Origin of the sequence: Mesorhizobium sp. M0618 (assembly GCF_040320765.1) — a bacterium.
Lineage (GTDB): Bacteria > Pseudomonadota > Alphaproteobacteria > Rhizobiales > Rhizobiaceae > Mesorhizobium.
Genome location: NZ_JAMYQH010000003.1, coordinates 169,716 through 192,573, shown reverse-complemented (window position 1 = coordinate 192,573; position 22,858 = coordinate 169,716). Strand labels below are relative to the sequence as shown.

Sequence of the window (22,858 nt, the reverse complement as noted above, 5' to 3'; positions counted from 1 at the left end):
TGAGATAGCGCGGCGCGACGGTGGCCGCAATGTCATCTTCGCGCCGCCAAGGCGAGCCGATGAGGTCAAGGATCTAGGTTCGAACTGGTCGAGGGAATAGGGCACATGCCGCAATTCGTGATTCCGGAGCGAACCGCCGCATTCATCGAGCGCATCGCCGGCCGGGCTTTGCTGGTCAGGGCCTCAACTGAGCTTCACGACAATTTCAAGGAACCATTCGGCTGACTACCGGGTTTTATGAGTGTCGCACCAAGGCGGCTAAGATACGGAGTGATTCAATGGTTACAAAAATTCTCGCAGCATCTGTTCTGACGATCGGTCTCGCAACATCGGCGATGGCGCAGTCACTGGACGACAGGTATTCCAACAATCGTGACTGGTGGCTGTTCGGCAACAGCGACCAGACAACTGTCGACCCCTATACCACGGGGAGCATCCGTGACGGCTCCGGGTTGAACACCCAAGGCAATACCGGCGCAATAGGCCCATGTGCCCACAACACGCCAGGCCCGGACGCAAACGCAGGGCAAAACGTCAACGATCAGTATTGCGGCAAATAGCCAGAACGCGATTTCCGAAAAGCGGATACCGACTTTCTGGAAAGCCATGTTCGAGGGCTAGTCCGCAAGGACAGCCGCTGGCCGCTGGCGCGTCCTTTCTCCGGACGGCGCTGCGGTCGGCGCCCTGTCGGACCGCTCAACATCAAGCGCTATACCGAATTAATCTGAGACTTCTGTCTGCGGCCGGTCGCGGCCGTCGGCCAATTCTTCGTGCCATTTGCCTTCGGCGTCCTCATACTGGATGCCGTCGGTCGCTCCGGCGACCTGCTGCTCGGCCGAGGCGATTTCGGCTGCGCGCAATGCGTCCTGATGCGTGGGAAACGTCTCGGAAAAGGTCGCTCCGACCTTGTAGGCCCAGCCGCCGTCATGCTCGACGATCTTGTAAGTCAGCTTCGCCATGGAAAACCTCCGGTTGAAAGGTCCGTCTGCTCAATGCAGCCGGTCGTCGGGCAGTCTGTCGTCGGGCACCAGCACTTCCGATTCCTTGGCGGCTTCAATCAGCGCCCGGCGCGCATCTGCTGTCGAACGATAACCTTCCAGCACTTTGAGGCAAGTGTCGAGGGCATCACGATGGCGCGGGCCGCGATTGAGCGGCCACACCGTCATCAGGCACTCCGCGGCCTCCTGGGCGCTGCGGATGTGGCGATATTTGCCGACGTGGCCAAGTTCGACGACGACCGGCACTTCAAAAGGTTTGTTGTCCATCATGGCCGCAACGCAAAGCAGCCAAATTGGTTGCAACCATGGCCGTCAGCCTGCGCCCAAACGTCTCAGAGGCTGTTTGAAGGTTCTACACCTGCGGTCAGCGCCGCAACCGGCAAGCATGCCCTGAACAGTTTCCTCCCACGCCCGGCCACGCCCGCCGCAGCCTCGTCCCACCCAACAGCTTGCGGACGGAATAGCTGCGAAGCACCGTCAAACTGTCTGGAGACAGGAGGGGCGCGCGTTTCGGGAGCGCGGACCGTTCAGCCCACCACCTTCATCCAGTGCTGCATCGTGGTCACCGAACGGGCAAGTTGTGGCGCCGGGTGGATTGTCTCGCTGAATGTCGCCGCCGCACGCCATCCCCAGCGCGGATCAGCCAGGAAGGCCCGCGCCAGCGCCACCATGTCGGCGCGGCCCTCGGTGAGGATCGCTTCGGCCTGCTTGGGGTCGTCGATCAGGCCGACGGCACGGGTCGGAATATCAGCACCCTTGCGCACCGCCTCCGCCAGATGCACCTGATAGCCGGGGCCGGTGGGCAATTTCTGCAACGGCGAATTGCCGCCGCTCGAGCAGCAGAGATAGGCAACGCCCTCGTCCTTGAGCGCTTTGGCCACTTCGATCGCGTCCGCCACGTCGAAGCCGCCATCGACCCAATCCATCACCGATAGCCGCGCGCCGAGCATCAGCTTTGGCGTAGCCTTGCGCACCGCCTTGGCGATTTCGACGGCAAGACGCATGCGGTTTTCCAGCGAGCCGCCCCAGCGGTCCGTGCGCTGGTTGGACAAGGGCGACAGGAACTGGAAGATCAAATAGCCATGCGCGGCGTGCAGTTCGATGAAATCGAAGCCGGCGCGTTCGGCCCGCCTTGCGGCTTCGGCGAAGCGTTCGATGAGCTGCAGGATCTCCTCGTCCTCCAGTGCGTGCGGCACGTTCCAGCCGGTGTCGTAGGGGATGGCCGAGGCGGAAACGGTCTGCCAGGGATCCTCGTTTGGCTGCAGTGGCCCGCCGCCTTCCCACGGCTTGCGGTTCGAAGCCTTGCGGCCGGCATGGGCGAGTTGGGAGCCGAATTTCGTGCCGGGTGCGGCGACGCGTCGTGCGGCGTTCAGTGCGCGGCGGGCGGCGGCTTCATTGTCTTCGGAATAAAGGCCGAGGCAGCCATGGGTAATACGCCCGCGCCGCTCGACATCGGTCATCTCGACTGTGACCATGCCGGCACCGGACATTGCGAGATTCATCCAGTGATGGAGATGCCAGTCACTGGCCGAGCCGTCGTCGGCGGAATACTGGCACATCGGCGCGACGGCGATGCGGTTGGGGAAGGTGAGGCCGTCGAGGGTGATCGACTGGAAAAGCGACGCTGTCATGAGAAACTCCGGGAGGGTTCGCAGCTATTTAGGCGACCGATGGCGCCTGCGCCAGACACGAGGCGGTGAAAGGGGTTCTGGACCAATCACTGACGGGATTGCCGAAATGCCGGTTCGCGGATAGGCCTCGGCAATGCATGGCGCCCAAAAGTGGCCCCGGTATGGGAGAACGACATGCATAAAACAGGAGCATAAAGCGCGACGCGCTTTTGCATGGAGACCACGATGGAAGATCGTATTCGCGTCCGTTCGGAGGAAATCCTCTCCGACGACTGGGCCGTCCTTAAGAAGACCGTTCTCGACTACCGTCGGCGCGACGGTCAGTGGGAGACGCAAATCCGCCAGACCTATGATCGCGGCGATGGCGCGGTGATCCTGCCTTACGACCCCTTGCGTTCGACCGTGCTTCTGGTGCGCCAGTTCCGCTATCCCGCCTACGTCACCGGCCACCGCGAGCCGCTGATCGAGGCCTGTGCCGGCCTGTTGGACGAAAACGATCCAGAGACCGCCATCCGCAAGGAAGCCGAGGAAGAGCTTGGTTACCGCTTGAAGGATATCGAGCGGCTGTTTTCGCCCTATATGAGCCCCGGCAGCGTCACCGAACGTCTCTGGTTTTTCATCGCCCGTTATTCACCCGCCGACCGCATCTCGGCCGGCGGCGGCGCGCAAGAAGAGGGCGAGGACATCGAGGTCCTGGAAATGCCGCTCGACGAGGCCCTGGCCGGCATCGCCGATGGCCGTATCCTCGACGCCAAGACCATTATTCTGATCCAGCATCTGAAGCTCAATCCGATCGCTGCCTGAACCGAGCTTCGGTGGCCGCCACCCGAAGCTCGCAGAGCGAAGGGTGGTGCGGATGAAGGGACTCGAACCCCCACGCCTTTCGGCACTGGAACCTAAATCCAGGGCGTCTACCAGTTCCGCCACATCCGCATGGACCGGCAATCCCATGTGGCCATCATTCTGTCAATGTCGGAGACAAGATGTAGGTCAGGGACAAGATGTGGTCAGGTTCAAATGCTGGTTATTCGCCGGGATGCGAAGACTGTTGAAAATTGGCCTCGCCTGTGACAAAAGGCGTGTCAAATGTGACGGGACGCGACGATCCGCTTCTGCAGAATGTGATAAGAAGTAGGAAAAACAAGAACTTATTCACATTTTGGGACGCAGTTTGGGAGAGTTTGAGCCGGGTTTTCGGTCAAATCGCCAGGTTCCGTACCAAAAGCCATTTCCGGCAAGAATATACCGGCAGGCTGTGAACGGCAGAGGCCGTGGCAGTCTCATTGGTGAAAACAAAGGTTTTACGATGCAGGTCACCGAAACGCTCAACTCCGGTCTCAAGCGAGAGATCAAGATCACCGTGCCGGCCGGTGACATGGAAGCCAAGCTGATGGCGCGGCTTTCGGATGCCCGCAACAAGGTCCGCATCAACGGCTTCCGTCCCGGCAAGGTGCCGGTGCAGCACCTGCGCAAGGTTTACGGCAAGTCGTTCATGGCCGAAGTGGTCAACGAAATCCTCAACGATTCGACCCGTTCGATCATTACCGGGCGTGGTGAAAAGGCTGCCATGCAGCCCGAAGTCATCATGACCGAGGATGAGAAGGAAGCCGAGAAGATCCTGGCCGGCGGCGCCGACTTCGAATTCCGCCTCAACTACGAGATCATCCCGGCGATCGAGATCAAGGACTTTTCCGACATCAAGGTGACACGCCAGGTGTTCGACGTTCCGGATACCGAGATCGACGAGCAGGTTCAGCGCGTTGCCGAATCGGCGCGCAGCTATGAGCCGCAGACCGGCAAGGCCGCCAATGGCGACCGCGTCACCATCGACTATGTCGGCAAGATCGACGGCGAGGCCTTCAATGGCGGCGCCGGCACCGATCAGCCGCTGGTGTTGGGTTCGAAGGAATTCATCCCCGGCTTCGAGGATCAGCTGGTCGGCGCCAAGGCCGGTGACGAAAAGCAGGTCACCGTGACTTTCCCGGAAAACTACCAGGCCGCGCATCTGGCCGGCAAGGAAGCGACCTTCGACGTCACCGTCAAGGAAGTGTCCCAGCCCGGCGCGCTGGAAATCAACGACGAGACCGCCAAGAACCTCGGCCTGGAGTCGCTGGAGCGCCTGCGCGACGTCGTACGCGGCCAGATCGAGAACCAGTTCGGCGCTATGACGCGCCAGAAGGTCAAGCGCCAGCTGCTCGACCAGCTCGACGCGGCCTATTCGTTCGAGGCGCCATCGAAGCTCGTCGACGCCGAGTTCAACAACATCTGGGCGCAGGTCAATCGTGACTTGGAAGCAGCCGGACGCACCTTCGCCGACGAAGAGACGACGGAAGAAGAGGCGCGTGCCGAGTATCTGCGGCTTGCCGAGCGCCGCGTACGCCTTGGCCTGGTACTGGCTGAAATTGGCGAGAAGGCCGGCGTCACCGTATCGGACGAAGAGCTGCAGCGCGGCCTGTTCGAGCAGGTGCGCCGCTATCCGGGCAACCAGCAGCAGGAAGTCTTCGAGTTCTACCGCAACAACCCGGAAGCGCTGAACACGCTGCGGGCACCGATGTTCGAGGAAAAGGTGGTCGACCATCTGCTCGGTCAGATTTCGGTCACCGACGTCAAGGTCAGCAAGGAAGAGCTGATGGCCGACGACGAAGAGGACGAGACCGCCGTCAAGGCGAAGCCGGCGAAGAAAGCCGCCGCCAAGAAGGCCGACGCCAAGAAGGCCGACGACGCGGAAGAGCCCAAGAAGAAGGCTGCGCCGAAGAAGAAGGCCGCCGAATAACACCAGCGCTCCGCTGAAACAGGAAGGCCGCCGTCGAGGCGGCCTTTTTCGTTGCCAAACTGCAACAGCCGCCATGCTTCGCACGCGACGGCCTGTGGCGACCAAGCTTTGATCATTATCTGCGCTTCTATTGCAAGCCGCTTGGTTGTTGGAGGGCGTGTTGAGACTGTTCGTCGAATTGGGACACGCTTCGGCAATCGCGCTGATGCTTGTCTCGGTCTGCGGCATTGCCCAGGCCGGCACGGTGCCTGACAACTGGCGGTTCGGCACGAGTGAAGACGGCCTCGTCACGGCCTCGCTCTATGCCACCAACAAGCTGATCACCGGCGGCGGTGCCTTGAGCTACAGCCCGATCCTGACGATTGCCTGCCGGGTAAACGGCGAGCCGCATTGGACTGAATGGCTGCAACTGAACGACGCTGTTTCGGCCAGCCGCAAGATCACCATGTCGATCACGGTCGATCAGGAGAGCAAGTTCGATGAAAGCTGGTCGGTCGGGCCGCGCGGCCGGATGCTGGTGCGCGATGGAGCCGACGGCATCAGGCGCCTTGTCGCCGCGAACCGGCTCCAGCTTTCCTGGCGGTTCGGGCTGCTGGCGGGGCGCGGCGAGGCCGATTTCGACCTCGCCGGGTTCGGCGAAGCGGTCAACCAGGTAGCCGGCAGCTGCAACACCGATCCGCCGTGAACGGACCGCAACGGGCACGGCTTGCTGCACAGGCGTTCAGCTCAAATCACGTGCGCAAGCTCGCCGGGTGTCAGAACGCGACGACGTCACCAGGCAGGGGCGCAACCATGCCTGCAGTGCGGCAAAGATCGATCACTTGCCGCATGGCGGGAACTCGAGGGCGTGCCGCCGCCGGTCGATGACCAGAAGCTGCGGCTCCTGTCGAAGGGCCATGGCCCCTATGCTGCGTTGTCGCACTGCCAATCGTCTGCCCGCTAGCGGCACCATTTTTCGACGGCAATTGCAATTGCCTTGGTGCAATCGACGAGATCGCGCACCGAAACGCGTTCGTTCGGCTGATGCGCCTGCGCGGGGTCGCCGGGACCGAAATTGACGGTCGGGGTGTTGCCGAGGCCGGTCGGCAGGCCGATGTCGCTGTGCGCGCCAAAGCCACTCAGGACCGGCGAGAGATTGGCTTCTTTGACGGCCTCCTGGAAGACGCCGACAAAGGGATTGTCCGCTGGGATCTCGGCGCAGTCGGCGTCGAGAATCCATTCGACGCGGGCAGGGCGCTGGCGAAGATAAGGGTCTGCCTGGCAGACATTGGCTATGTGCTCTTCGATTTCGCGTTTGACGTTGCCGCCCAATTTGAACTCGTCATGCTCGCTCGGCAGATATTGAGCGTCGATGATGATCTCGCCGCGCCCTGCCATGGAGGACGGATGTTCGCCGGCGCTCATCTGGGTGACGATGATCTGGTTGGGCAGGTCCATCAACGGATGGTTCTTTCTGGGATCGAACATCCAGCGCCGGTTGAGGATGTCGATGCCGTCGAGGATCTGCCGGCAAAGCTGGACGGCATCGACCGGGCCGCTCGAATACCAGGCATTGGGCGTCAGCTCCGCATGCCCGCCTATGCCGTCAATGATGATCTTCCCCCACAGAATGCCGTGACAGAGCGGTGCGATCCTGTTCGCGGTCGGTTCGGTCATGATGCCGGCGTCGGCGTGAAAGCCGCGATCGACCATGGCCAGCGACCCCATGCCGCCGATTTCCTCATCGACCACGGTGGTGAAGACGACGTCTCCGGACAGGGGAATGTCGAGTCCCCTCAGGATCTCGACGGCCATCAGCATGCAGGCGACGCCGCCTTTCATGTCGACCGTACCACGGCCGTGTAGAAAACCGTCCTTGAGGACGGGCTGGAACGGGTCGGTCGTCCAGTGACCGGCGGCGCCGGGCGGGACGACATCGATATGGCCGGTCAGCATGATGGAGCGACCGCCGCCCGTGCCCTTCAAGACGCCGCCGAGATTGGGCCGGCCTTCGAACGTCCTGCCTTTGTTGGCGCCGGCCCGCCCCTTGTATTTTTCGTAGAGTGCTGGGCCGTCCGGGTCCCATAGATCGGTCGAGAAGCCTAGCGCCTCGATCCGCTTTTGCAGATAGAGCTGGCAATCACGCTCGCCGGGGCCGGCCTCCTTTGGATCGGATTTCACGATCGAGGGGAAGGCGACGAGATCGCTCAGCGTTTGGACGATACGGTCAGCGCTTGCTTCGACGCGCGCGGCAATGATCTCTTCCATGGACGGCATCATGATCTCCAACGTTGGGAAAGTCGGTCGGCGAGAAGGACGAAAACCAGAAGGGCGCCGACAATCCCCACCTGCCAAACCGTGTTGATGTTCAATTGCAGAAGGCCGGTCTTCAGCGTGACCAGCAGCAGGACGGCCGCGAACACGCCGCCGACGCCGCCACGCCCGCCGGTGATGGCGATGCCGCCGAGCATGGCCGCAGTCAGCGATTCGAGTTCGAGGTTCTGGCCGATATTGGGCCTGCCGCTGCCGAGCCAGGCGATCGAGACGAGTCCCGCGGCGCCGGCGAGCGCGCCACTCAAGGCGTAGAGGACCAAGCGAACGCGATCGACCGGAATACCGACCAGCCTGGCCGAGCGTTCGTTGAAGCCCATGGCGTAGATCCAGCGCCCCCACGCTGTCGAGAGCAGCACCAAACCGGCTAGCGCAAAGCAGGGGATGGCAAGGGTGAGAAAGGGCAGGGGAATGCCCATGACGACGCCGCGCCCCCACACAAGCAGCCAGGAGGGCACGCCGGCTTGGGCCGCGCCGCCGGTAATGGCAAGTGCAGCGCCGGAATAGACGAAGAAGGTGCCGAGCGTCGCGATGAAGGGGAGAAGCGCGAGCCCGTTCACCAGCCATCCGTTCAAGGCACCGAGCATCGCGCCGGCCAGGATGCAGACGGCGGGCAGCAGGACCGGCGGCAATCCCAGCTTGAGGCAAAGCATCGCGACGATGGCGGACAGCGAGACCGCACCGCCGACCGAGAGGTCGATGCCGGCGCCACCGGCCATGATGACCAACCCTTGTCCAAGGCCGACCAGGGCAAGGATCGTCGAGAACTGAAGAATGGTGGTGACGGTGCCGAGATTGAAGACAGAAGGCTTGAGCGCCAGCAGGCCGACAATCACGATCAGCCAAAGCATACAGAGCAGAGCCAGGGTAAGGGCCGGGCCCTGCAGGTTGCGGAGCGTTTTCATGCGCGGGCTCGTTGAAATCTGCCGAGCGGCAATCGGTTGCAAACAGCTTCGAAGCCAAGCACGCCGATGATGAGAACGCCGGTGACGACAGGCTGCCAAAGGGAAGGGACACCGATCAGCAGCAGGCCGTTCTGCAGGATTCTCAGAAGCAGCACGCCGAGCACGGTGCCGATCAGGCTGCATCTGCCGCCCAATATGCTGGTCCCGCCAAGAATGACCGCGGCAATGGCATCGAGCGCCAGCGTGCTGCCGATCGTCATCTCCACATTGCGGTAGGTGGCGACATAGAACGTGGCGGCAATGCCAGTCAGCACACCGCTGATGACGAAGGTCGTGAAGCGGATCTTGATCACTGGGATGCCAGAAAGCCGCGCTTTTTCCTCCGAATTGCCGATCGCCAGCAGATGCAGCCCATAAGGGGTTCGCCGCAGCGCCAGCCAGACGGCCAGATAGGCAGCGGCAATCACCAGGGCAGGGACGGGGACGCCGAGCACGCTGGTTGCAAGAAGATCTGTAAGGCTCGAGGGCAGGCCCGAAAGCCATTGCCCTCCGAGAAGTACGAAGACGGCGGTGCGGTAGACACCGAGCAGGCCGAGTGTACCGACAATTGCCGGAACGCGGCCGAGGACAACGACGGCGGCGGTCACGCATCCCAGCAGCGCACCGACCAAAGGGCCTGCAATGAGCGCCAGCAGCGGATTGCCGCCGGCGCCGAGCACACGCCCGATGGCGATGGCCGCCAGACCCATGACGATGCCGATCGAGACATCGATGCCGCCCATGGCGAGCAGCAGGGTCATGCCAAGGCCGATCAGCAGCAGTTCGACACTGTTGCGCAGGACCGTGGCTGCATTGCCTGATGTCGCGTAGTGCGGCGATGCGACATAAAAGATGACGATCGCCAGCAAACAGGCGACAAGCAGAGACCACTCCCGCCCGTTCATGGAGAAGACACCGTTTCCAAACTGCCGCACCACGTTCATCTCAGAGCTCAGAAGTTGAACTTGTCGACATTGTCCTTGGTGAAGACGACCGGCGGCCCGAGAAGCAAAATGCCCTTGGCGGCATCATAGGTGATGGGCTTTTCCAGGCCGGCGACCTTGTTTTCCGCTTCGAAGTTCTTGCCGTCGATCAGCTGTTTGCCGGCCCAGACCGTGAGATAGCCGAGTTGCTCGGGATCCCAGAGAACGGTGAAGCCGAAGGCTCCGCTCTTCAGGTAGGACCGTGCCGTGTTCGGGCTGCAGTAGCCGGCACCGATGACCGAGCCGATCTTGCCGGCGGTTTCGATGGCCTGGGCTACGCCCGGGCATGTCGAGGAGGCGACGGCGATGATGGCCTTGATGTCCGGGTTGGCCGCCATCAGATCGCCTGATATTTGCGCGGCGCGTTCGGCGGTGCCGCCGGCGAATTGCGGCGCGAGCAGCTTCAGCTTCGGATATTTGGCGGTGGCTTGCTTCTGCATGAAGCCGATCCAGGCGTTGAGATTGGACGCCGTTGCCTCGCCGGAGACGATGCCGATGGTTGCGTCCTCGCCGACGCGCTTGACGAGTTCGTCGACAATGGCTGTGCCGAGGCCTTCGTCGGTCGCCTGCGCCACATAAACGGCGCGGCCGCTGTCGGGCGCGTCGCTGTCACTGGTGAACAGCTTGATGCCTTTCGCCTTGGCGCTCTCGACCACGGGTGCGATGCTGGAGGCATCGAGGACGCTGACCGAGATCGCCTCGACGCCCTGATCGACCAGGTTCTGGACGATCTGCAACTGGTCGACCGGATTGGTGTCGACGGGACCGGAATAGATGAAATCGACGCCCAGGTCCTTGGCTGCGCGATTACCGCCGGCTTCCATGGCGTTGAAGTAAGGGATGCCGATCAATTGCGGAACGAAGGCGACCTTGTGTTTGTCCGCGGCATGCGCCGCGGTTGCAATGGCGAGTGACAGTGCGGAAGCGGCGAGCACTTTCTTGAACTGTGAAAGCATTGTGTTTGAACCTCTCTGGAAATGACGTGCGTTTCAGTTTGTTTTTTCAAGCGCCCGCACGTCGGGATGAGCGCCTGTTATGAGCGAAACGACTTCCTCGTGATCGGTATCGGCGGCCAGCCGTTCGGCCACTTTGCGGCCGCGCCGGAACACCACGATGCGGTCGGCGACCTCGAAGACCTCGGAAATGTTGTGGCTGATGAGCACAACGGCACAGCCGCGCGCGGCAAGCCGCCGTGTCAGCGCCAGGACCTTGCGCGTTTCGGCAACGGCAAGGGCCGCAGTCGGCTCATCCATGATGACCAGCCTGGCATTCAGATTGAGCGCCCGGCAGATTGCGACGGCCTGGCGTTGGCCGCCCGACAGACTGCCTACAGGCGCTTCTGGATCGGAAATATGGGCATCGAGCTCCTTCAGCAGGCCGTCGACGCGCTGGCGCATTTCTTTGCGCTTCAGGAACGGAATGCCCAAAATGGAGCGTTTCAATTCACGGCCGAGAAAGACGTTTTCTGCGATCGACAGGTTCTCCGAAAGCGCCAGCTCCTGAAAGATCGTCGCGATCCCCGATGCCGCGGCATCCTTGGGCGAGTGAAAGGCGACCGGATTGCCCTCGATCACAAGCTCCCCACCACTGGGCGGATGAGCGCCTGCCAGGATCTTGATGAAGGTCGATTTGCCGGCGCCATTATCGCCGAGAAGCGCCAGCACCTCGCCGGAGCGGATCTCCAGATCGACATTTGCCAGCGCGGTCAGAGCGCCGAAGCGCTTGGCGATGTTTCTGGCGACAAGAAAGGGCTCTGTCATGACGGGTTCCCCGACGATTGCGGATCGGCTAGGCGTTGCTGACCCAGCGCAGCACGTTGGTCCAAAGCCTCGCGTAGCCAGGCCATTCGACAAAACTGTTCGGCAGCCAGTGAGGACCGATGTCCGACGTCCAGACCAGCGTACGCCCTTCGCCATGGCGCCCGGTGACCAGCAGGGGATGACCGCCCTGGTCCTGCGGCAGCCGCGCCAGGACCTCGACATCGTCGCGATCACGGGCGATGACCTCGTTGGCACCGAGCAGCAGCGGCCATTCGCCCTCGATGCCGGCAAAAAGCGGGTGGTCTCTGGAACCAGTGATCTCAGGACGAAAGCCCTCCGGAATTTCGAGCCGGTCATCATTGGGAAGGCAGGTCACCGGCAGCGCCTCCTCGACCGCCGTGCGATGCCAGCGCGCCTTGCCGTCAATGCCCTGGAAGCTGAAATAGCCGCCGATCATGATCAGGCCGCCGCCGGCCAGCGTCCAGTCGCGCAGGAGCTTGAGCCGGTTGGGAACCGTTTTGCCGTGCAGCCAGACATCGGGGTGGAGCAGGAGCGAATTCGCGCCAATGTCGGACAGGATGATCGCCCTGTATTGCGACAGCCCTTCCATGGTGAAAGGCAGCTTCTCGACGGCCTCGTGGGCGGGCATGTAGTCGAGATCGAATTCGCTGCCCTTCAAAGCGTCCACCAGGGGTGTTGCGCCCAGGTGAAAGGTGACGCTGCCGAACTGGTCGAACCCCTTGTAGTGGGTCGCCGAACTCACCCAGCTTTCGCCGACAAGAAGGACTTTTGTTTTCGCCATGATCATACTCTCCTGATTTCGTCGGTTGATGCGGTTTTCCGCGCCAGGTCGAACGTCGATAAGCCATTGTTTTAACTGGCTATCACGGCATTGTTCGCCAGGGCCGCAGCCTTCAGCGTGGCAAAGTCTGCGATGTAACCCTGCGCGCCTTCGACCGTTGTCGTCAGGCTCGCCCCGATTGCCGCATAGCGCGCGGCGTCGCCCAGCGACGCGCCATGCAGCCAAAGGGCAAGGAAGATGCCGGCAAAGCTGTCGCCGGCGCCCGTCGCGTCGACGCGATTGACCGGCAGCGCCGGCACCTCGATCTGCGGACCGCCATTCGCCGGAAAAACGACGGCGCCGAACTCGCCGAGGGTGAGCACGACCGTTCCCCGTTGTTTGATGCGTGACAGCATCAGCCGCACCTCTTCGATCGTCGTCGCCATGCGGCTGCGAAAGTCGAAGATCTCCCGTATCATCACATCGTTGATGAAGGTCAGATCGATCTGTTTGACCATCTGCGAGAAGGTTTCCGGCGTGCGGACGCTTTTGGGAAGACCGGCCGAATGCAGGCTCACCTTCCAGCCCGCCTGATGAAAGCGCGCGATGGACGCGGTCATCGTCTCGTAGTGAAAGCCTTCGATATGAAGGCAGGCCGAACGTTGCTCGGGCTGGATATCCAGATTGGCTGTCAGGTCGACCTCGCCAAGCTCGAACGGTTCGCTGATGATCGTCCGGCTGCCGTTGCGCTCGATGATCACGATCGCCTGGGAGAGGCGGTTGTTGGGCGTGTTGCGGATCGGCAAGGCGTGGACCCCCAATTTCGAAAGCGCGCCGAGCGCCCAATCGCTCTCTGGATCCTGGCCGACCGCTGTCGCCAGCTCAACGTCCAGCGCGTAGGGAGCTCCGATGCCGGCGGCGGCAACCGCGAGATTGGCCGCGGGGCCACCCAACGCCTTGTCGATGTGGCTGGCGGTGATCCGGTCGTCGCGATGCGGCAGCACGTCGACGCGGCACAGGAAGTCGACACTCACCCTACCGGCGACCAGAAGTCTTGGCAGATGGTCGAGATTCTTTGGCCTGCGTGGTGCGCGGCCCGGCAGTGAGCGCGCAAAGGAGCTCGGCCGATACATCAGCGCGGCAACCGCCTTCTCGATGCGGTCGCGCGTGCCTTCCCTCAGGCTGGCCGTTCCATTGATGAAGTTCGACACCGTGCCGATGGAGACACCGGCGGTTCGTGCGACATCCGCTATGGTCGGGCGCTTGCGTTGCAATGGCGGAGTTCCAATTGAAGCGTTTCAAAACGGTAGCAGGGAAAATGCGATGCCTCAACGGAATTATCTTCTAAAAATCAAAGAGAGAATTCTTATAGATTGGATGATTAATCCAGAAATAGAGCGGATACTGGGCTCCTCTTTCCAAGATTGAACAATTTTCAAATTTTTTGGCAAAAGATTGTGCAAGCGAATTTCCTGCACTTCATTCGATCGCCCGGGCTTGATCGGACGGTCGTGGCATGCCCCCGGCCCGTCAGATCAGCAACAGGCCCTTCATGCTGGCGTATCCCTTGCGCCCGATGATGATGTGGTCGTGCACCGCGATGCCCAGCCGCTTGCCCGCCTCGATGATCTCCTTCGTCATTTCGATATCGGCTCGTGAGGGTGTGGGGTCGCCTGACGGGTGATTGTGGACCAGGATGATGGCGGTGGCCGAGAGTTCGAGGGCGCGCCTGACCACCTCGCGCGGGTAGACGGGCGTATGGTCGACGGTGCCTGTCTGCTGAACCTCGTCGGCGATCAGCGCGTTCTTCTTGTCGAGGAACAGGATGCGGAACTGCTCGCGCGCCTCGAAGGCCATGACCGACCGGCAATAGGCAAGAAGCTGTGTCCAGGACGAGAGGACTTCGCGACTCTGCACCTCTCCGCGCGCCATGCGCTGCGCGGTTGCCGCGACGATCTTGAGATCGAGCGCCACCGCAGGGCCAATGCCCTTGACTTCCTGCAGGAGGCCAACCGGCGCCCCGAGCACTTCGGCCAGCGTGCCGAAGCGCGCCAGCAGCGCCTTGGCCGCCGGTTTGGTGTCGGCACGAGGGACCAGGCGAAAAAGCAGAAGTTCCAGAAGTTCGTAATCGGGCAGGGCGTCCGGGCCCGCCAGGGCAAAACGCTCGCGCAGTCGGTCGCGGTGACCGAGGTAATGGGGCTTTTCGTCGAGCGTCGCCTTGGCTTTCGCCGCAGGCCGCATCGGCACTTCGGAGAAGAAACTCCGCTCGTCGTCGTCGTTTGTGTTCCCCATACACCGCCCACATTGCTCCAGCGCAGACATTAGAACCGTTCTGGCCGGGATTGAAACAGTTCTGTTCCCCGATCGCGAGACGATCCACGGCAGATCGTGGCAGCTCCCGCTGTCAGTCTATGGCTTCCCTATACGGCAAGATGAAACCACGATTGCGCAACAAAACTTAACATCACTTAACGCATGCGGCCACTTTCACCTGACATGTTGGCGCCATCGGAGGCTCGTGGCCTCGCTATACTGGAGCGCGCATGTTCGCCAAAATTGACTCTGGACTATTTGCCGGCCGGGCATCTCTCGCGGCCATGGCAATCCTGTTTTCAACGCATTCGGAGGGCGCGCTGGCGGCAGACGCCATTGCGGTGAATTCCGATGATTTTACCCTGCCGCCCGAGCCTTCCCGTTTCGCGCGCTTCGAACAGAAACTGTCCGACTGGCATGTCGTGCTCGGCGGCGGCGCCATCATCGTCCTCAAATACGAGGGCAGCGATGAGTTCAAGATCATGCCGGTGCCTTTCGTCACGGCGACATTCCTCGACACGGTGACGATCGACCCGACAGGTGCCAACATCGCCGTCTATGAACAAGGACCGTTCGCATTCAGCGCTCGGCTTGGCTATGAGATGGGCCGCAAGGAAGACGACTCCGACCATCTGCGCGGCTTGGGGGATGTCGACATGGGCGCGACGGTCGGCGTGAAGGCAGCGGCGAAGTTCGGTCCAGCCGAAATATTCGCGCAGCTGGACAAGACCATCGGCGGCAGCGATGGCCTGGAGGGCAGGGTGGGGATCGAGGTGACCCGGCCTCTGTCTCAATCGTTGATGATCGGCGCCAGCGCGTCCGCCGTCTTTGCCGACGAAAATTACATGCAGGCCTATTTTGGCGTCACGCCCGAACAATCGGCTCGCTCGGGGCTGGCGCGCTATGATGCCGGCGCCGGTTTGAAGCGCGCCGATTTTTCGATTTCCGCCACATATATGCTCGACGAGAACTGGATGGTGCGCGGCGAAGCGGGGGTCGGCGTTCTCTTGGGTGACGCTGCCGACAGCCCTGTTGTCGTCGAAAAGATCCAGCCTTCTGGGATGCTTCTCGTCGGATATCGGTTCTGACGCCTACCCAGGCACCAAATGCAGGCTAGACAAACTCCGGAATGGCACAGCAACGGCACCAAAGCGATTTGAGCGCCGAATGCAGGTCGGCAAGGCAAGGTTCGCGCATCCTCATTGTCGAAGACGATCTTGAGATCGCACGCATGCTGGGCGAGACGCTCACCGACAACGGCATGATCGTGGAAATTGCCGAGAGCGGCGTCCAGATGAATGCCGCGCTTCGCAACCAGAAATTCGATCTCATCGTGCTCGATGTCATGCTGCCGGGCGAAAACGGTCTCAACATCTGTCGCCGTCTTCGTGCCGGAACCAACATTCCGATCCTGATGCTGACCGCGCTCGGTGAGGAAATCGACCGCATCTTCGGGCTGGAAATCGGCGCGGACGACTATGTGACGAAACCGTTCAGCGCGCGCGAACTGACGGCCAGGATACGGGCGCTGCTGCGCCGTACAGCCTATACTCCAGACGAGCGGGACTGGTCGAAGGTGCTTCGTTTCAACGGCTGGCGCCTCGATCCCATACGACGGCAATTGCATGACCCCAACAATGCGCGGGTTACGACCACGACGCATGAATTCGACCTGTTGCTTGCGTTTTGTCGCAATGCAGGACGGGTTCTCTCTCGCGAGGAGCTTCTGGGCGTAACCCATGCCGGGCTCGCGGGGCCTATCGAGCGTAGCGTCGATGTCCATATCAGTCGAATCCGCAGGAAGATCGAAAAGGATGCGCGCGATCCGGTGCTTTTGAGGACCGTTCGGTTGGGTGGCTACATCTTCACCGCGACGGTGGAGGAAGCATGAAGGGTTTCATCCGCCGTTTCTTGCCACAGTCCGTGCGTGGGCAGTTTGTGGCGATCATTTTCATCGCGGTGATCGTGATCATGTTCGTCGGTTCGGTCGTCGAGAGTTTCATGGAGAACGTCGACCTTCCCGCCGCGGAAGATAACGCAAGGCGTGCGGCCGTTGTTGCTGCCTTGTTGCAAGAAACGCCGGCGGAGGCGCGTGGGGCAATTCTGGCGACAGCAACGCGGGCCGGCTTTGATTTCGAGATATTGCCCAAGGAGCAGATACGCGGCATTCCCCAGTCCTATCTGCAATGGCGAAGTGTCGAATGGCTTTTGCGAATCGACAGGGGGACGGTTGATGGACGCTGGCTAAGGATCGGCGGCCGATACGCGTTTGTCATCGACCTGGACCAGCAGGACGTCCTGGCCCATTTCGGCATGCCCGATTCCTGGCTGACATCGGGCCTCGTCCGTGCCTCGTTCTACAGGTTCATGGCTTTCGTCGCCTTGCCCGTGCTGATCTGGCTGTTTGCGGTTTGGGCCGTGACGGATCCATTGAAGCGCATCTCGGCAGCAGTCGGTTCGGCCGAGATCGAGAATGGCGAACAGCTCTTCGTCGAACACGGTTCCATTGAAATGGTGGGCTTGGCGCGCGCCCTGAACAGGATGAGGACGCGCATCCGCACGATGATCGAAAATCGCACGCGCATGTTGCGCAGCGTCAGTCATGATCTGCGCACGCCGTTGACGCGGCTGCGGCTTCGCGCCGAGCGTATGGATGATGGCCCAATCCGAACCGCAATCCTGTCCGATGTCCAGCACATCGAAATCTTGATCGACGAGACCCTGACCTATCTGCGCAACGATGTTTCGACGGAGAAGCTGCAGCGCGCCGACATTGCCAGCGTTCTGCAAACCGTCTGCGCCGAATTCTCCGATGTCGGATTTCCTGTCTCATATTCCGGGCCGGACCGGCTCCTGGGCTGGTGCAAGCCCAATGCATTGGCGCGTGCGATCGCCAATCTCTGCGACAACGGGGTCAAATTCGCTGGCAACGTCACGGTCGCATTGACGGCGACCGGCACGGCGGCGCGCATCACGGTAGGGGACGACGGGCCGGGTATTCCGATGACGGTACGTGCTCGTGTTTTCGAACCATTCTTCAAGGAAGATGCGTCGCGCGGCATTGCATCGAAGCATGGCTTCGGTCTGGGCCTCTCGATCGTTGCCGACATCGTCCAGGGTCACGGCGGCAGGATCGAATTGGAGGACAACCAGCCCAGCGGACTGGTCGTCACCATCGACCTGCCGAATGCCGCGGATTTGCAGTCGGCATAGACGGCCTCCTGCCGGGTAGATGCGCTCTAAGCCGGCAGGCCGGGGCGATCGAGCTTTTGGAGCGACAGCGTGAAAATCTCGCACCCTGTGTCGGTCACGCCGATCGTGTGCTCGTACTGCGCCGACAGCGAGCGGTCGCGCGTCACCGCGGTCCAGCCGTCCGACAGAACCTTCACATGCGGCCTGCCCAGATTGATCATCGGCTCGATGGTGAAGATCATGCCTGGCCGCATCTCGACGCCTTCATTGGCGCTGCCGTAATGCAGGATGTTCGGCGCGTCATGGAAAAGCTGGCCGACGCCGTGGCCGCAGAAGTCGCGCACCACCGAGCAGCGCTCGCCTTCGGCAAAGGTCTGGATGGCGGCGCCGATGGCGCCGGTGCGGGCTCCCGGCCTGACCGCCGCAATGCCGCGCATCAGGCATTCATGCGTGACTTCGAGCAGCCGCTCGGCGGCGCGCTTGATCGTGCCGACCGGATACATGCGCGAAGAATCGCCGTGCCAGCCGTCGAGGATGTAGGTGACGTCGATGTTGACGATGTCACCATCCTTGAGCGGCTTGTTGTCGGGAATGCCATGGCAGACGACATGGTTGATCGAGGTGCAGGACGATTTCGTGTAGCCGCGATAGTTGAGCGTCGCCGGCAGCGCGCCGTGGTCCATGCCGAATTCGAAGACGAAGCGGTCTATTGCTTCGGTGGTGACGCCGGGCTGGACCATCGGCACCAGCTCGTCGAGGCAGCGTGCGGTGAGATCGCATGCCTTGCGCATGCCGGCAAAGCCGTCCTCGCCATAGAGGCGGATCTGGCCGGTATTTCTGAGCGGGGCCGTGGCGGCGTCGAGATAGGTGACCATTTTGTCCGTGTAGCGGGTAGGGCTCTGCAGGAGAGCCAGCGTGAAAATTTCCCCAGATTTGGCACTTGAGGGCAAAAGGTTCAAGGAAGAACTGTCTGATGCGGCCGCGCGCTTCCGGATATTTGCCTCGCGTGGGCGATGTCTTGCCGGTTTTTGCCCGGTTTGCTTCCCTTTCTGGCCATGGTGCGTTAGGGCGGGTGATGTTTTCGAGATCGCGTCCCTTCGCGGCGGCCAGGCAAACCGGATGGCCTGAAGCGCCGCTGACGGCAGCGTGCTCATGCCTGATGGGCATGGTGCTGCTGGCGATGCTGTGCTTCGGCCTGCCGGCGGCGTCAGGCTTTGCGGGGTCTGCGCCAAGCGGTGCCAGTGTCGGTGTCGAGCGGTCGGGCGAGGTGGCGGCGCTGCTGCGTGTCACCGGCAAGGCGCAAGCGCTGGAAGTTCGTGCCGGCCGTCCGCTCCTGGTCAAGTTCGCCGGCGGCCATCCCGCGCTTCCGGTCCCCGACGCTGTTTTTCTTTGGGCCGAACGGACATCGCAAAGAGCGATGGTTTCGGGATATGGGGCCGCTCCGGTTCCCGGGGCGAGCACCAATCAGCCGCGCGCACCGCCGACCATCACGGCCTGAGCGGTCCAGGACCGTACCCTTTACCTCATTCGTTATTCCTGTTGCGTCGTGATCGTGCGGCGGCTGTCGGCCGCGCAGCGGTCGCGCGGCGCGTCATTTCCGGATTATTTCAATGCAACAACGCATCAAGACTTTCAAAACCCTGTCGCGCGCGGCCTCGGCTGCCATGTTCCTCTCCGTCCAGGCGCTCATCTGCATCGGAACCGTCTATTGGGCGGTTGCCGAGACGCTCGGCCTGTCGGCGATGGCGGCCCTTGTTCTCGGCGGCATCTTCGCCGTGCCGACGGTATTTGTACTGATCACCGCCATTCGCATGGCCTTCGACGCGGAGACGGATTCGGCGAACCAGTGAGCATATGGCACCCAGGACAGATCTCGGATGCGCGATTTCTTTGGCGCGATGTGGCGGCCCGCGACCCAAGTGACGACACATTTCTGAGCCAAAAGCCGGTCAAAGCAACTTTTGACGACGAACGGCGTTGCCTCGGCGACGCCGTTCGGGAGACAGGAAATGGATAGACTGCAATTCGAGGTGCCGGTGCGCATAGCGCCTGGATCCGGTCTGCCAGTCGAGGAGATCTATGGCGTCGAACAGGCGCTCGATTTTCTCCAGGACTGGCCTGCGCGCCGTCAGGGCCCGATCTATCAGAAAGCGTTCAACGCCTGCTTTGGCGCCACGGTGGAGGTGGTCAAGACCGAGGATGCCTGCCGGGCGTTCATGGCGTTTTGCCGCGCCAGTGGACTGATGGCCAGGGACATGATGACGCCGCGCAAGCGCGGCGGTGAGGCGAGGGCGCTCCAGGCCTGAGGGCCGTCGCCCGTTTCGCCTGCCCCGATTCCTACGTCAACGATCGCGTTTGAACGCACGCGGCGATGTCGTGAGCGTAGGGCTGCGCCCTTTCGTCCCCGACGACCGCAGCACCTACGTCAGCGCCGTTAAGCTTCCGTTTCCACCTTCCCGGCTACGCCATTGCTTGTTGGCGATGGTGATTCGTTGCGTCAGTCTCATGGTTTGGAAGATGTCCCCAGAAAAAGTCCGTGCATTCCCGATCGACCGTCAGGTATTCTTGGTTAGAGAGGTTGCCGCCAAGCTCGGCAACCTGCATGGCGAGACCGCCACCTCGTTCTGGAGAGCCAAGGCGTCGGAGTTGCTCGATCTTGTGGTCGGATCCGGCAGGGACAGAACAGCAGCCGGCGATGAAGTGCGCAGGTTTTTCCTGGCCGTGCAGCGAGAGATGTTGGCTGATACGGCCTCGGAGTCGATGCCAATTCTTTCCGCTTGAAGCAAATCCTGAACCTCCATCCTCCACACATGCATCAGTAATTTGTAAATACACTTACTCCGGTGTGTTTTTCGGAGACCCGGTCGTTGTTCGCGCGGTCTCGGCTGCGAATCCGGCAATTTCCCGCCGGCCTTGAGGGGTGGCCCACTCTGAGACATCGATGCGCTTGCGCGTTGGTCAGCCAGCGAAACACTTCTTTTTTGAAGCCAATGGACCACTGCTCAAAAATGCAACGAACTTTTTAGCCATTCGTTCATCTATGCGTGCTTTCTAATTTAAACCATGGCCTTGAGTAGCTTCACCCGTGTTCGGCTTGTAATGGACGCCATGCGCCGGAGCACGGGCGCTAACGTCGCCACCATTTTTGCTCTGACCTTGCCGGTCGTTGTCGGCGGCGCAGGCTTCGGTGTCGAGACCTCCTATTGGTACTACAACAGCCTGAAATTGCAGGCGACGGCCGATGCCGCCGCCTATGCCGGTGCGCTCGAACAGATCTCGGGTTCCAACAAGCCGACAATCGTCGCGGCCGCGACCCAGTCGGCCGCGACGAACGGGTTGGGCTCGGGCACCATCGTCGTCAATACGCCGCCGGCGTCCGGACCGAACACGGCGAAGAAAGCGGTCGAGGTCATAGTCCGCCAAAACCTCGACCGGATGTTCACCTTGATCTTCACGCAGACCCCGGTTCCCGAGCAGGCGAGGGCGGTCGCACTTATCATCGATGGCTCGAAGGCCTGCATGGAAGCGCTCGATCCGGTCGCCCCACAGGCTGTACTGTTTTCCGGCAATACCAGCGTGAAGGTCACACACTGCGTCATCATGTCCAATTCGAACGCCCCGGACGCCATCAAGCTTCAGGGCTCGGCGGCCCTCCAGGTGGATTGCCTGATATCGGCGGGCGGCGTCTCCCTCAGCAATCCCGTCACCACCGTCTGCGAGGCCCCGATCACCCAGGCACTGCCTGCCGCCGATCCATTTGCCGACCTGCCAACGCCTGCGGCCAGCAACCCGTGCAAGAATATTAACGGCAACAAGACGACGCAGACAATCCAGCCCGGGACCTATTGCGGTGGCATGAACCTTAACGGCACCATCACGCTGTCTCCCGGCGTCTATGTCGTGCAGGGCAATTTGAAGATCAACGCGGGTGCGGTCATTTTGGGCACCGGGGTTACCATCTTCATGCAAGGCAGCAACACCGTCAGCATGAACGGCAACGCCTCCGTGAAGCTCAGCGCGCCGACTTCAGGCACCTATTCCGGGGTGCTGTTTTATGGCGACAGGACGGGGACCGCGGCCCAGAGCACCTTCAACGGCACGGCGGACTCGCTTTTGACCGGCGCGCTCTATTTTCCTAAGCAACAGGTCAATTATCTCGGCAACTTCTCGGGCAACAGCGGCTGCACCCAGGTGGTCGCCAACACAATTCAATGGTCCGGCAGCGCGACCGTCAACCAGGATTGCAAGAGCCTCGGGATGCGCGACATTCCGGCGGCGCAGTCCGTGGCGCTGGTAGAGTAGCCTCCGTGGAACGCCGATCGGTGCCGATCCTGAGCGATCAAGCGGGCGTTGCGGCGGTCGAATTCGCAATGGTGCTGCCCATCCTGTGCCTGGTGCTGCTCGGTATTCTGGACGGCTGGTCTTACGTAACGAGTTCGCTCTCGATGCGCGCCGGCGTGAAGACCGCCTCGAACCTGGTCATGAGCGGATCGACCAATGATGCGGCGACCAAGGCTGTTGCCATTGCGAGCTGGGAGAATCGGCCGGAGGACGGCCAGGTCACGCTAAGCCGGATTTACATGTGCGTGACGGCCGTGGTCGACGCTGCCACCTTGTGCAGTGGGCCGAAGGTGCCGTCGGTCTATGTCCAGATCCAGGCATCGGCCACCTGGGTGCCGCCAATTGCCTTCGGCCCATTTGCCACTTCCACTGTAATCGGTCACCAGGAGATGATCCGTGTCCGCTAGGGTAAGCGCGTTCCGGCAGGATCGATCGGGCGGGGCCGGGCTGGAGTTCGCGCTGATCGCCCCCTTCCTCGTCATGCTGCTGTTCGGGATCTTCGCTTTTGGCTGGTCGATGCACTCGGTCTCCAGTGTTCGCTATACGCTGGAGACGTCAGCGCGCTCGCTGCAGCTTAAGAACACGCTGACCCAGGCCGACATTCAATCGATCGCCACGCAGAAATTGCAGGCCTTGGGGTTTAAAGACGTGAACGTCACGATCGCCATCGACCCCGTGAGCGGCGGCTTCCGCATGGCGCATCTGACCGCGGCCTATGCCTTCGTCATCGACTTCCCCTACTTCAGTTCCTTCCCGATCAACTACGCGACAACCGTTACCGTGCCGCTGCTTGGCAGCGGCTAGGCTGTGGCCTGATAGCCTCGCGCGCTGG

Annotated in this window: 26 protein-coding genes and 1 tRNA gene; 14 read left to right on the top strand and 13 right to left on the bottom strand. The window is 61.7% G+C overall.

The genetic code is table 11. From position 1 onward, the window contains the following. The first annotated feature begins 278 nt into the window (after window positions 1–278). The gene (locus tag NKJ04_RS04985; protein ID WP_128303342.1) at window positions 279–560 is read left to right on the top strand and encodes a hypothetical protein; all 282 of its coding nucleotides are present in this window, start codon (window positions 279–281) and stop codon (window positions 558–560) included. A 159-nt stretch (window positions 561–719) separates the two neighbouring features. Here NKJ04_RS04985 and NKJ04_RS04980 read toward each other — a convergent pair whose 3' ends face one another. From NKJ04_RS04980 to NKJ04_RS04970, 3 genes are all read right to left on the bottom strand, one after another. Further along, window positions 720–959, bottom strand: a complete 240-nt coding sequence (locus NKJ04_RS04980) for a DUF2188 domain-containing protein (RefSeq protein WP_013532013.1) — start codon at window positions 957–959, stop codon at window positions 720–722. A 30-nt stretch (window positions 960–989) separates the two neighbouring features. Continuing rightward, entirely contained in the window at window positions 990–1,268 is a 279-nt protein-coding gene (locus tag NKJ04_RS04975) for a DUF982 domain-containing protein (protein ID WP_013532012.1), read from the bottom strand. Between the two features lie 257 nt (window positions 1,269–1,525). Next, window positions 1,526–2,629, bottom strand: a complete 1,104-nt coding sequence (locus NKJ04_RS04970) for an NADH:flavin oxidoreductase/NADH oxidase (protein WP_352673746.1) — start codon at window positions 2,627–2,629, stop codon at window positions 1,526–1,528. A 225-nt stretch (window positions 2,630–2,854) separates the two neighbouring features. Here NKJ04_RS04970 and NKJ04_RS04965 point away from each other — a divergent pair, with 225 nt between their 5' ends. Further along, window positions 2,855–3,433, top strand: coding sequence for an NUDIX domain-containing protein (locus NKJ04_RS04965; RefSeq protein ID WP_352673744.1), 579 nt, complete (start codon window positions 2,855–2,857; stop codon window positions 3,431–3,433). 44 nt (window positions 3,434–3,477) lie between these two features. Here NKJ04_RS04965 and NKJ04_RS04960 read toward each other — a convergent pair. Further along, window positions 3,478–3,562, bottom strand: a tRNA-Leu gene (locus tag NKJ04_RS04960). 373 nt (window positions 3,563–3,935) lie between these two features. On the opposite strand from NKJ04_RS04960, the gene tig reads away from it, so the two are divergent. Then, window positions 3,936–5,402 (top strand): trigger factor, encoded by a 1,467-nt coding sequence (gene tig / locus NKJ04_RS04955; protein ID WP_352673742.1) that lies wholly within the window; start codon window positions 3,936–3,938, stop codon window positions 5,400–5,402. A gap of 160 nt (window positions 5,403–5,562) precedes the next feature. Then, complete coding sequence (locus NKJ04_RS04950; protein ID WP_023810444.1) at window positions 5,563–6,087, top strand: hypothetical protein; 525 nt, start codon at window positions 5,563–5,565, stop codon at window positions 6,085–6,087. Between the two features lie 254 nt (window positions 6,088–6,341). Here NKJ04_RS04950 and NKJ04_RS04945 read toward each other — a convergent pair whose 3' ends face one another. The 8 genes from NKJ04_RS04945 to radC all read right to left on the bottom strand — a co-directional run bounded on the left by NKJ04_RS04945 (window position 6,342) and on the right by radC (window position 14,472). Beyond that, window positions 6,342–7,658, bottom strand: coding sequence for a M20 family metallopeptidase (locus NKJ04_RS04945; protein ID WP_352673740.1), 1,317 nt, complete (start codon window positions 7,656–7,658; stop codon window positions 6,342–6,344). Then, on the bottom strand, window positions 7,658–8,617 hold the full coding sequence (locus tag NKJ04_RS04940) for an ABC transporter permease (protein WP_352555247.1): 960 nt from the start codon (window positions 8,615–8,617) through the stop codon (window positions 7,658–7,660). The genes NKJ04_RS04945 and NKJ04_RS04940 overlap by 1 nt, the downstream gene beginning before the upstream one ends. Next, window positions 8,614–9,561 (bottom strand): ABC transporter permease, encoded by a 948-nt coding sequence (locus NKJ04_RS04935; protein WP_352673738.1) that lies wholly within the window; start codon window positions 9,559–9,561, stop codon window positions 8,614–8,616. The genes NKJ04_RS04940 and NKJ04_RS04935 overlap by 4 nt, the downstream gene beginning before the upstream one ends. A gap of 47 nt (window positions 9,562–9,608) precedes the next feature. Then, complete coding sequence (locus tag NKJ04_RS04930) at window positions 9,609–10,595, bottom strand: autoinducer 2 ABC transporter substrate-binding protein (RefSeq protein WP_352673737.1); 987 nt, start codon at window positions 10,593–10,595, stop codon at window positions 9,609–9,611. A gap of 33 nt (window positions 10,596–10,628) precedes the next feature. Continuing rightward, on the bottom strand, window positions 10,629–11,399 hold the full coding sequence (locus tag NKJ04_RS04925) for an ATP-binding cassette domain-containing protein (RefSeq protein WP_023810449.1): 771 nt from the start codon (window positions 11,397–11,399) through the stop codon (window positions 10,629–10,631). A 28-nt stretch (window positions 11,400–11,427) separates the two neighbouring features. Continuing rightward, entirely contained in the window at window positions 11,428–12,201 is a 774-nt protein-coding gene (locus NKJ04_RS04920) for a glutamine amidotransferase (protein ID WP_023810450.1), read from the bottom strand. Between the two features lie 71 nt (window positions 12,202–12,272). Beyond that, window positions 12,273–13,454, bottom strand: coding sequence for a carbohydrate kinase family protein (locus tag NKJ04_RS04915; protein ID WP_023810451.1), 1,182 nt, complete (start codon window positions 13,452–13,454; stop codon window positions 12,273–12,275). Between the two features lie 256 nt (window positions 13,455–13,710). Then, window positions 13,711–14,472, bottom strand: coding sequence for a RadC family protein (radC, locus tag NKJ04_RS04910; protein WP_352673735.1), 762 nt, complete (start codon window positions 14,470–14,472; stop codon window positions 13,711–13,713). Window positions 14,473–14,723: 251 nt separating this feature from the next. On the opposite strand from radC, the gene NKJ04_RS04905 reads away from it, so the two are divergent. Genes NKJ04_RS04905 through NKJ04_RS04895 form a run of 3 tightly spaced genes read left to right on the top strand, consistent with a single transcriptional unit; the run spans window position 14,724 to window position 17,706 of the window. After that, a complete protein-coding gene (locus tag NKJ04_RS04905; RefSeq protein WP_352673734.1) occupies window positions 14,724–15,581 on the top strand; it encodes a MipA/OmpV family protein in 858 nt (285 codons plus the stop codon). Between the two features lie 41 nt (window positions 15,582–15,622). After that, window positions 15,623–16,384: a response regulator gene (locus NKJ04_RS04900; protein WP_352673733.1), complete on the top strand. Its 762-nt coding sequence runs from the start codon at window positions 15,623–15,625 to the stop codon at window positions 16,382–16,384. Further along, window positions 16,381–17,706, top strand: a complete 1,326-nt coding sequence (locus tag NKJ04_RS04895) for a sensor histidine kinase (protein ID WP_352673731.1) — start codon at window positions 16,381–16,383, stop codon at window positions 17,704–17,706. The genes NKJ04_RS04900 and NKJ04_RS04895 overlap by 4 nt, the downstream gene beginning before the upstream one ends. Window positions 17,707–17,732: 26 nt before the next feature. Here NKJ04_RS04895 and map read toward each other — a convergent pair whose 3' ends face one another. Beyond that, the gene (map, locus tag NKJ04_RS04890) at window positions 17,733–18,560 is read right to left on the bottom strand and encodes a type I methionyl aminopeptidase (protein WP_023810456.1); all 828 of its coding nucleotides are present in this window, start codon (window positions 18,558–18,560) and stop codon (window positions 17,733–17,735) included. 200 nt (window positions 18,561–18,760) lie between these two features. On the opposite strand from map, the gene NKJ04_RS04885 reads away from it, so the two are divergent. The 7 genes from NKJ04_RS04885 (at window position 18,761) to NKJ04_RS04855 (ending at window position 22,830) form a co-directional block, all read left to right on the top strand. Beyond that, window positions 18,761–19,183, top strand: coding sequence for a hypothetical protein (locus NKJ04_RS04885; protein ID WP_023810457.1), 423 nt, complete (start codon window positions 18,761–18,763; stop codon window positions 19,181–19,183). A 112-nt stretch (window positions 19,184–19,295) separates the two neighbouring features. Continuing rightward, window positions 19,296–19,535 (top strand): hypothetical protein, encoded by a 240-nt coding sequence (locus tag NKJ04_RS04880; RefSeq protein WP_023810458.1) that lies wholly within the window; start codon window positions 19,296–19,298, stop codon window positions 19,533–19,535. Window positions 19,536–19,694: 159 nt separating this feature from the next. After that, on the top strand, window positions 19,695–19,991 hold the full coding sequence (locus NKJ04_RS04875; protein WP_128303352.1) for a DUF982 domain-containing protein: 297 nt from the start codon (window positions 19,695–19,697) through the stop codon (window positions 19,989–19,991). 70 nt (window positions 19,992–20,061) lie between these two features. Next, window positions 20,062–20,466, top strand: a complete 405-nt coding sequence (locus NKJ04_RS04870; RefSeq protein ID WP_245486113.1) for a DUF6074 family protein — start codon at window positions 20,062–20,064, stop codon at window positions 20,464–20,466. Window positions 20,467–20,793: 327 nt separating this feature from the next. After that, window positions 20,794–21,987 carry a pilus assembly protein TadG-related protein gene (locus tag NKJ04_RS04865; RefSeq protein ID WP_502895804.1) on the top strand — a complete coding sequence of 398 codons (1,194 nt, stop codon included), beginning with the start codon at window positions 20,794–20,796 and terminating at the stop codon, window positions 21,985–21,987. Window positions 21,988–21,992: 5 nt separating this feature from the next. Further along, window positions 21,993–22,433, top strand: coding sequence for a TadE/TadG family type IV pilus assembly protein (locus NKJ04_RS04860; protein WP_352673730.1), 441 nt, complete (start codon window positions 21,993–21,995; stop codon window positions 22,431–22,433). Then, the gene (locus tag NKJ04_RS04855; RefSeq protein WP_023810463.1) at window positions 22,423–22,830 is read left to right on the top strand and encodes a TadE/TadG family type IV pilus assembly protein; all 408 of its coding nucleotides are present in this window, start codon (window positions 22,423–22,425) and stop codon (window positions 22,828–22,830) included. The genes NKJ04_RS04860 and NKJ04_RS04855 overlap by 11 nt, the downstream gene beginning before the upstream one ends. The last annotated feature ends 28 nt before the right edge of the window (window positions 22,831–22,858 follow it).

Excerpts from the sequence above, each read along its gene's own strand:
- NKJ04_RS04925 (WP_023810449.1), bottom strand. The coding sequence starts at position 11,399 with ATGACAGAGCCCTTTCTTGTCGCCAGAAACATCGCCAAGCGCTTCGGC.
- NKJ04_RS04900 (WP_352673733.1), top strand. The coding sequence starts at position 15,623 with ATGGCACAGCAACGGCACCAAAGCGATTTGAGCGCCGAATGCAGGTCG.
- NKJ04_RS04930 (WP_352673737.1), bottom strand. The coding sequence starts at position 10,595 with ATGCTTTCACAGTTCAAGAAAGTGCTCGCCGCTTCCGCACTGTCACTC.
- radC (WP_352673735.1), bottom strand. The coding sequence starts at position 14,472 with ATGGGGAACACAAACGACGACGACGAGCGGAGTTTCTTCTCCGAAGTG.
- tig (WP_352673742.1), top strand. The coding sequence starts at position 3,936 with ATGCAGGTCACCGAAACGCTCAACTCCGGTCTCAAGCGAGAGATCAAG.
- NKJ04_RS04970 (WP_352673746.1), bottom strand. The coding sequence starts at position 2,629 with ATGACAGCGTCGCTTTTCCAGTCGATCACCCTCGACGGCCTCACCTTC.
- NKJ04_RS04885 (WP_023810457.1), top strand. The coding sequence starts at position 18,761 with ATGTTTTCGAGATCGCGTCCCTTCGCGGCGGCCAGGCAAACCGGATGG.
- NKJ04_RS04905 (WP_352673734.1), top strand. The coding sequence starts at position 14,724 with ATGTTCGCCAAAATTGACTCTGGACTATTTGCCGGCCGGGCATCTCTC.
- NKJ04_RS04965 (WP_352673744.1), top strand. The coding sequence starts at position 2,855 with ATGGAAGATCGTATTCGCGTCCGTTCGGAGGAAATCCTCTCCGACGAC.
- NKJ04_RS04940 (WP_352555247.1), bottom strand. The coding sequence starts at position 8,617 with ATGAAAACGCTCCGCAACCTGCAGGGCCCGGCCCTTACCCTGGCTCTG.
- NKJ04_RS04975 (WP_013532012.1), bottom strand. The coding sequence starts at position 1,268 with ATGATGGACAACAAACCTTTTGAAGTGCCGGTCGTCGTCGAACTTGGC.
- NKJ04_RS04935 (WP_352673738.1), bottom strand. The coding sequence starts at position 9,561 with ATGAACGGGCGGGAGTGGTCTCTGCTTGTCGCCTGTTTGCTGGCGATC.
- NKJ04_RS04880 (WP_023810458.1), top strand. The coding sequence starts at position 19,296 with ATGCAACAACGCATCAAGACTTTCAAAACCCTGTCGCGCGCGGCCTCG.
- NKJ04_RS04985 (WP_128303342.1), top strand. The coding sequence starts at position 279 with ATGGTTACAAAAATTCTCGCAGCATCTGTTCTGACGATCGGTCTCGCA.
- NKJ04_RS04895 (WP_352673731.1), top strand. The coding sequence starts at position 16,381 with ATGAAGGGTTTCATCCGCCGTTTCTTGCCACAGTCCGTGCGTGGGCAG.
- NKJ04_RS04980 (WP_013532013.1), bottom strand. The coding sequence starts at position 959 with ATGGCGAAGCTGACTTACAAGATCGTCGAGCATGACGGCGGCTGGGCC.
- map (WP_023810456.1), bottom strand. The coding sequence starts at position 18,560 with ATGGTCACCTATCTCGACGCCGCCACGGCCCCGCTCAGAAATACCGGC.
- NKJ04_RS04920 (WP_023810450.1), bottom strand. The coding sequence starts at position 12,201 with ATGGCGAAAACAAAAGTCCTTCTTGTCGGCGAAAGCTGGGTGAGTTCG.
- NKJ04_RS04945 (WP_352673740.1), bottom strand. The coding sequence starts at position 7,658 with ATGCCGTCCATGGAAGAGATCATTGCCGCGCGCGTCGAAGCAAGCGCT.
- NKJ04_RS04865 (WP_502895804.1), top strand. The coding sequence starts at position 20,794 with ATGCGCCGGAGCACGGGCGCTAACGTCGCCACCATTTTTGCTCTGACC.
- NKJ04_RS04875 (WP_128303352.1), top strand. The coding sequence starts at position 19,695 with ATGGATAGACTGCAATTCGAGGTGCCGGTGCGCATAGCGCCTGGATCC.